The organism is Acinetobacter sp. UBA3025, assembly GCF_002367915.1.
Taxonomy (GTDB): domain Bacteria; phylum Pseudomonadota; class Gammaproteobacteria; order Pseudomonadales; family Moraxellaceae; genus Acinetobacter.
Genome location: NZ_DFDO01000021.1, coordinates 1 through 7,508 on the forward strand (window position 1 = coordinate 1; position 7,508 = coordinate 7,508).

General features: G+C 42.0%; 4 protein-coding genes and 1 pseudogene. 2 read left to right on the forward strand and 3 right to left on the reverse strand.

The window, feature by feature from the left end; translation table 11 throughout:
* The 3 genes and pseudogenes from B4J23_RS00905 to B4J23_RS00915 all read right to left on the reverse strand — a co-directional run.
* A partial coding sequence (locus B4J23_RS00905; RefSeq protein WP_291358359.1) for a glutaminase occupies window positions 1-1,101 on the reverse strand: 1,101 nt, incomplete at its 3' end.
* Between the two features lie 266 nt (window positions 1,102-1,367).
* The gene (locus B4J23_RS00910) at window positions 1,368-2,174 is read right to left on the reverse strand and encodes an SDR family oxidoreductase (protein WP_125279215.1); all 807 of its coding nucleotides are present in this window, start codon (window positions 2,172-2,174) and stop codon (window positions 1,368-1,370) included.
* Window positions 2,174-2,869, reverse strand: a pseudogene (locus B4J23_RS00915) (hypothetical protein). The gene B4J23_RS00910 and the pseudogene B4J23_RS00915 overlap by 1 nt, the downstream one beginning before the upstream one ends.
* Window positions 2,870-3,044: 175 nt before the next feature.
* Here B4J23_RS00915 and B4J23_RS00920 point away from each other — a divergent pair.
* Window positions 3,045-5,939, forward strand: a complete 2,895-nt coding sequence (locus B4J23_RS00920; protein ID WP_180179181.1) for a valine--tRNA ligase — start codon at window positions 3,045-3,047, stop codon at window positions 5,937-5,939.
* A gap of 107 nt (window positions 5,940-6,046) precedes the next feature.
* Window positions 6,047-7,508, forward strand: a 1,462-nt coding sequence (locus B4J23_RS00925; RefSeq protein ID WP_291358364.1) for a KAP family P-loop NTPase fold protein, incomplete at its 3' end; no start/stop codon positions are given.

A 7,508-nucleotide genomic window follows, 5' to 3' on the forward strand; every position in this document is an offset into this window, starting at 1 on the left:
GAGAGTGAGATTGGTTAAATCGAGAATAATGGTACTTTTACCTTCCGGTTCATCCTGCAAGATTCGTAGCAGCATTTCAGACTCGGTAAATTGCAACACGCCACGCAGTTCATACACCACGACGTTATTCTTTTTCCCCACTGTGTAACGACTTTGCAAAATGGTCTGTGCTGACGGCGTACCTTCCATGAGATGCAGTCCCATATCGTGCGACAGATTTTCAAAGATTCTGACCCCACGTACACTATTACCATGCTCATCGATTTTCGGTGAAAAGACTGCAATCCCCACTTGCCCTGGCAGTACTCCAATAATGCCACCTGCCACACCACTCTTGGCCGGAATACCGACTGTGGTCAGCCAGTCACCTGCAGCATCGTACATACCGCAGGTTAGCATCACACTGAGTAATTGCCGGACTAAAGCCCGATCCAGCAGCCGTTTTCCTGTCTTGGGATGCACACCACCATTGGCCAATATACTGGTGATCACCGCTAGGTCTTTGACTGTGACCTTAATTGCGCACTGCTTGATATAGCCATGCACGATTTCTTTAGGATCTTCATCCAGCACACCGACGGTACGTAGCATGTAGCCAATCGACATATTACGAAAAGCTGTTTTAATCTCAGAGTTATACACCTGCTCATCAAAGGACAATTCACGTCCAGCCAGTCCACTTAAAAAACGGCGTAACTGTTCAGCACGTGATACCGTTTTTTTGGCAGGAATCAGAGAATGTGTGGTAATCGCGCCAGAATTAATCATCGGGTTTTTGGGAATATTACGTTCTTTTTCCAACGAAATCTGGTTAAAGGCCTCTCCCGAAGGTTCCACACCCACTTTTTCCAGTACCTGTTTTAGTCCTAGCTCCTTGATTGCCAGCGCATAGGCAAAAGGCTTGGAAAGAGACTGCATGGTAAATTCAACGTCATCATCCCCGGCAGAATAGAGGGTTCCATCTACTGTCGATAGTGCAAGTCCGAGCTTGTCAGGATCAACCGCAGCAAGTTCAGGAATGTAATCTGCCAGCGCGCCTTTTTTATTATCATGGCAAGCAGAAAGCACATGATTCAAGTAATCCGGTACCGGCGTTTTCATGGCAAATGCTCCCATCTCAATCTTTTATATCATTTTTATTAAAACTGAATACTGAAGACGGTTTTGCTACTTTTATGCAGTTTTATGTTGTGAAAATGGGATATGGACAAAAGGGATAGTAAAAATAGATGACTTAATTGGATAAGATAAGAAATCTTAAAAAAGAGAAATAAAAAAGATGAGCACATTATTTTCAGATTACAGGTCTATTTCTATGGAGCAATAAACCTGTAACCGATGACAACCAGCTTGATCTTGCAAGCAGATTATTTCACCTTAGTTTTGCGAATCATCTTATACAACACCTTTGGCGATAGACGTGAAACTAAAACACCCAGTTTTTCTTTAGAGCCACCCACCACGATATATTCTTCACCACGTTTCAACGCTTCTACAGTCTGACGGGCAAAATCAGCCGGCTCCAGACCGTTTTCAATTGCTTCATCCTGCTTGGCCTGAGGTTTACCTTCCCCATTTAAGGCATTAAAAGACACATTGGTTTTAATAAAGCCCGGGAAAATCACGGATACCTGAATACCCTGATCTGCCATTTCAGCACGCAGGCTGTTGGCCCACATATGAATCGCGCCTTTGGCTGCTGAATAAGACGCCCGATATTGAGTTCCAAGCAGGCCGGCCACACTGGAAATAAAAGCAATCCGGCCAGATTTTTGTTTTAAAAATGTCGGTAAAACTGTTTTGGTCAAAAACACCTGAGAGAAATAATCGACTTCCATAATGGCGCGTTCAGTCTGCATGGTGGTTTCCTGAATCAGGGCACGCTGGCTGAGTCCGGCATTATTGATTAGCCAATCAATGCGGCCTTTCTCACTCAGCACCTGTTCATAAGCCGTGCGTACCTGACTTTCATCAGTAATATCGGCCACGACTGAGATGTGTTGATCAGGATTCACCAGTCCTGAACGGACTTTTTCCAGTTCTTCCAAACGTCGTGCAGTCAATACTATCTGTGCACCTTGGGCAGCACATTCTTCAGCCAGTGCCTTACCAATTCCTGAAGATGCTCCGGTAATCCAGACTACTTTTCCCTGTAAATTTTCTAGTTTTGCCATTAAATCCTGTCACCCTCTTTATATGAATGTGTTCCTGGCGGCATTTCATCTTCCAGAAATGCCAGCAACTGCTCAAAATAATAACTCATGGTATCCGCATCATAGAGGCTACCAAGTTTATCAAAACGTTTATAACCCAGTTGTGTGGTCAGGTGAATCACACCATTCAATGTTTTATCCACCACCACATTAAATTTCAGCATCTTTTTTGGTTCACGCACCAGATGCGTCACACCCTGATCCACTACCTGAATAAAAGCTTTCAATGCCGGTGATACATACTGATTATTGCCACCTTTCATTTGTTCTACGCAGCCTAGCAGTTCCGTGATCAGCATGCGCTCTACCGGATAGTGAACAAAATATCCGTCCTCATTTTCATGGGTCATCTTCTACAGATAGTTCACCATGGGAATCAACCGATCATTACCAAAAAAAGAAACCGACCACGGCATATATTTGCGTGTGGTTTCTAAAATCTGTTGAATGACTTTTTCGGATTCCTGATCTGGGGAGCTAGAGAGTTGCACGACACGACCAAAAATCTGGTCAATAATTTCACAGGCAATATCGGCCAGATTTTCACCGAGTAGTTTGGCCAGGCTTTCCTGCTCACCGGCATTAAATCGGGAATGCAGGTCTTTAAAGCGTTGATGGGTATCGGGGTGAATCTTGAGAGAAATGCTATAGCTCATCTTGTTATCCTTTTTTTAATCGTCTGCGATGAGTCGCGTTTTTATCAATCTATCATACGTTGAGTTCAGGCAACTGCCAATTGGCGAAAGTTTGCTTTTAGTTAAGCTGCCGCATGCCTTGATTTTTTTGCTACAATAGATGCAATTTTTTATCCACTTTTGATCTGTTTAGACTATGACTGATTCAGCGCAAAATATTGCTACGACCTACGATCCGACCGAGATCGAGAAAAAATGGTACCAAACCTGGGAAGAGCGCGGTTACTTCAAGCCGTCTCAAAAAGGTGAATCATTCTGTATCATGATTCCGCCGCCAAACGTCACTGGTAGCTTGCACATGGGTCATGGTTTTAACAATGCCATCATGGATGCCTTGACTCGTTATAACCGTATGTCAGGCAAAAATACCTTATGGCAGCCAGGTACTGACCATGCGGGGATCGCAACCCAGATGGTTGTTGAGCGTCAGTTAGGTGCTCAAGGCGTAAGCCGTCATGATCTGGGCCGTGAAAAGTTCATCGAAAAAGTTTGGGAATGGAAAGAACAGTCTGGCGGTAACATTACCCGTCAAATCCGTCGTTTGGGTTCTTCTGTAGACTGGTCACGTGAACGCTTCACCATGGATGAAGGTTTATCCAATGCCGTTAAAGAAGTGTTCGTGAAACTGCATGAAGAAGGCCTGATTTACCGCGGCAAACGTCTGGTGAACTGGGATCCTAAACTGCAAACTGCCCTGTCTGACCTTGAAGTAGAATCTGATAAAGAAGAACAAAGCTCATTGTGGCACTTCAAATATTTCTTTGAAGATAAATCGCTTCGCACTCAAGATGGCAAAGACCATATTGTCGTTGCAACCACTCGTCCAGAAACATTACTCGGTGATACTGCGGTTGCGGTCAACCCTGAAGATGAGCGTTATGCACATCTTGTCGGTAAAAATATCGTATTGCCTATTACTGGCCGTACCGTTGCCATTGTTGCTGACGAATATGTTGAAAAAGAATTCGGTACAGGCTGTGTAAAAATTACACCTGCACACGACTTCAATGACTATGAAGTGGGTAAACGCTGTGGTCTGGCACTGATCAACATCTTCAACAAAAATGCCGAAGTTCTGGCTGAGTTTGAATACATCGCGAAAGCGGGCGAACAGATTTCTAAAACCATCCCTGCGCCTGCAGACTACATTGGTTTAGAGCGTTTTGAAGCACGTAAAAAACTGGTTGAGCAAGCAGAAGCTGAAGGCTGGTTAGACCAAATCCAACCTTACACACTAAAACCACCTCGTGGTGACCGCTCAGGTGTGATCGTTGAGCCATTACTGACAGACCAATGGTATGTAAAAATTGCGCCACTGGCTGAACCTGCAATTGAAGCGGTTAAAGATGGCCGTATCAAGTTCGTTCCTGAGCAGTACAGCAACATGTACATGTCATGGATGAATAACATTCAGGACTGGTGTATCTCGCGTCAATTGTGGTGGGGTCACCGTATTCCGGCTTGGTACGATGCTGAAGGTAATGTATTTGTCGGTCGCAATGAAGAAGAAGTTCGTGCGAAACACGGTATTGCACCTGAAGTTGAATTGAAACAGGACGAAGATGTACTGGATACCTGGTTCTCTTCTGGTTTGTGGACATTCTCAACATTAGGTTGGACTGGCGACGAAGCGAAAGATAAAGAAAACTATTTCTTGAATACTTTCCACCCGACTGATGTTCTTGTCACTGGTTTCGACATCATTTTCTTCTGGGTTGCCCGTATGATCATGATGACCATGCACTTCATGAAAAATGAAGATGGCACACCACAAGTACCATTCAAAACTGTGTATGTACATGGTCTAGTACGTGATGGTGAAGGTCAGAAGATGTCTAAGTCTAAGGGTAACGTGCTTGACCCATTAGACCTGATTGATGGTGTTGATCTGGAAACCTTGGTACAAAAACGTACTTTCGGTCTGATGAACCCTAAACAGGCTGCGAAGATTGAAAAATCGACCCGTAAAGAATTCCCTGAAGGTATTCAGGCTTACGGTACGGATGCAGTTCGTTTCACATTCTGTGCGCTTGCCAATACTGGCCGTGACATTAAGTTCGACATGAAACGTGTGGAAGGTTACCGTAACTTCGCCAACAAAATCTGGAACGGTACTCGTTTCGTGATGATGAACGTGGAAGGTCAAACCGTTGGTCAAACTGCACGTCCTGATCTTTGGGAATTGCCTGAACAATGGATCGTGAGCCGTCTTCAAAAAGCGGAACAAGCAGTTCAGCAAGCCTTCGCGACTTACCGTTTAGACTTGGCTGCACAAGCGATCTACGAGTTCATCTGGAATGAATACTGTGACTGGTATGTCGAGTTGACTAAACCGGTTCTAAACGATGAAAACGTATCTGAAGAGCGTAAAGCCGAAGTGCGTCGTGTGTTACTGGCTGTGATGGAAGCGTCTTTACGTCTTGCTCACCCGATCATGCCGTACCTGACTGAAGAAATCTGGCAAACGCTTGCTCCTAAACTGGGGATCTCTGGCGAAACTATCATGCTGGCTCAGTACCCTGTTGCTGACGAAGCGAAGATCAACGAACAAGCTGAAGCAGATATGCAATGGCTGCAAGGTCTGATCGGTGCGGTACGTAACATCCGTGGTGAAATGGGCTTAGGTAATGCACGCCTATTACCTGTTCTTCTTCAGAACACCACTGAAGCTGAAAAAGCACAGATCACGCGTATTGAAGCATTATTCAAAGCATTGGCTAAAGTTGAAAGCATTACCTTCTTAGGCGACAGCGAACAACCACCGTTGTCTTCATCTTCAGTTGTTGGTCATGTATCGGTATTCGTTCCAATGAAGGGCTTGATTGATCCTAAAGCGGAATTGGGTCGTCTGCAAAAAGACCTAGATAAAGTTCAAAAACAGCATGACCAAATTGCCAACAAACTTTCGAATGAAGGTTTCGTTGCGAAAGCACCTGCTGCTGTGGTTGAAGGCGAGAAAGTAAAACTTGCTGAATTTGCAGATCAGTTAGCGAAGATTAAAGCGAATATGGAGCAAATTGCAGCGCTTTAATGCTGTAATTTGATTCAAAGAAATCCCCTCCTAGTGAGGGGATTTTTATTAAAATCATAATGATATTTGATAGAATTATTTGATGAAAACTTTATAAATATCTCAACATGACAAATATAGATAAATTCGCATTTTCTGCCGATAGACCAATTAAAAACATAGAACAAGACGTATTGGGTCGAGCTGATTTTGCAAAAAACTTAAGCGATGCTATTTCTCAGTGGAAGGGTGACGAAAGCTTAGTTATTGCGTTACATGGCGATTGGGGTTCAGGAAAATCATCAATTAAAAATATGGCGTTATCGTATTCAAAGCAACAAGATGACCCGCCCACAATTATAGAGTTTTCACCGTGGGAATGGTCAGCTCAAGAGAAGATTGTTCAGGCGTTTTTTGACGAGATATCAAAATCTATTGGAAGAAAGGATTCATCTAAAGAAGATCAAAATTTGGCAAATATATTTGCGAAATATGGCAATCATTTATCTACGGCACACACTTTTCTCAAGGGTGCTAATTTAGCGCTACCTCTTCTTGTAACTTCAATTTTAAGTACAGGTGTAATTAGCAGTTACTTTACTGACAATACACAATTGCCAATACTCATTGCAACGATTACCTCTTTTATAGCTTTAGTCTTACCAGCCACAGAAAAGGGGAGCGAATTGTTAGGGAAACTTTCAGAAAACTACGAAAAAAAATCTAAATTAAATGAAAAGAACTTAGCAGAAATTCGTCAGGAATTAATTACCGCTTTAAAGAATAGGACGACTCCTCTTTTAATTGTTATGGATGATATTGATCGTTTAACAACTATAGAGTTGCGAATGATCTTTCAATTAATTAAAGCAAATACTGATTTTCCTAATGTAATATTTTTACTTTTATTTCAGAAAGATATTGTAGAAAAAAAACTCACTGACAATACACAATCTGGTGAAAACTATCTAGAAAAAATTATTCAGATCCCTTTTATAATTCCACAAATTCAATTAAAACAAGTCCACGAAGTTTTATTTAACCTATTAGACAATGTGATAAATAGTCATACTGATGCTGACAAAAAATTTGACCAAGAAAGATGGGCTGAGATTTATCATGAAGGTTTAAAAAACTATTTTAATAATCTAAGAAATGTTTATAGATTCAATTCTACTCTTTGCTTTAACTTCAATCTTTTTAAAAATAATGAGATTTTTGAAGCAGATCCAATAGATTTGATAGCCATTGAATGCTTAAGAGTATTTGAGCCGAATGTTTATAGCAAACTTTCCAACTCTAAAGAAGCTTTTACAACTTTGCGTTCTGTCTCAGGTAACAATCAGACGGACAAGGTAAAGTATTCACGAATTATTGAAGATATTATCAAGAGTGCTTCTGAGAAAAATAGAGAATCTGTCAAAGGTATCTTGGAAAACCTTTTTCCTACTACTCAGTGGATCATTAGCAACTATTACCATGATCATACATCTTATCAAGAATGGTTTACGCAACTCAGAGTATGCCATAAAGACCATTTTGATAAGTATTTCAAACTTAGTTTTGATAGTGAAGACTTTTCTACGTCCG

What these genes read in the sequence shown, in the direction of transcription:
- B4J23_RS00910 (WP_125279215.1), bottom strand. Translation starts at nt 2,174, where the DNA reads ATGGCAAAACTAGAAAATTTACAGGGAAAAGTAGTCTGGATTACCGGA.
- B4J23_RS00920 (WP_180179181.1), top strand. Translation starts at nt 3,045, where the DNA reads ATGACTGATTCAGCGCAAAATATTGCTACGACCTACGATCCGACCGAG.